The sequence below is a fragment of the Virgibacillus salexigens genome (genome assembly GCF_014905415.1).
GTDB classification, from domain to species: Bacteria; Bacillota; Bacilli; order Bacillales; family Amphibacillaceae; genus Virgibacillus; species Virgibacillus salexigens.
In genome coordinates this window covers 1-341 of record NZ_BNEO01000067.1, presented here as the reverse complement: position 1 = coordinate 341, position 341 = coordinate 1, and the positions used below count along the sequence as shown (strand labels likewise).

At 38.1% G+C, this 341-nt stretch carries 1 protein-coding gene; it reads right to left on the bottom strand.

Going from position 1 to position 341, the window contains the following annotated elements; all coding sequences use genetic code 11:
• Nucleotides 1-108 precede the first annotated feature (108 nt).
• Entirely contained in the window at nucleotides 109-309 is a 201-nt protein-coding gene (locus JKP73_RS22260; RefSeq protein ID WP_234447175.1) for a hypothetical protein, read from the bottom strand.
• Nucleotides 310-341 lie beyond the last annotated feature (32 nt).

Genomic DNA, 341 nt, shown 5'->3' with positions numbered 1-341 from the left:
ATATGCTGAATGATTTGCTCATGCTTACTTGCCATTAACCCGCACACCATCTTTCAACTGTACTAATGAATTATTTACCATTTATTATACAGTTGGAAACAATGAAACTCAATGATTATAGGTTTGCCGTTGTCTTTCTTCCTGCTGTTCCATAATTGGTGGTCTTATCATTTGTAATAATGAAGCAACATTTGCGCCAACTACGAATAGAAAGAAACCGACCCAGGCTGCCCAGAAAATTTGTTCCATTACGGTTGAGGCATATGGAATAGATGGCCAGGCAACATATAACAAAAATCCTGCCAGCAACAGTCTTAAGATCGTATAATGTCCTCACATAC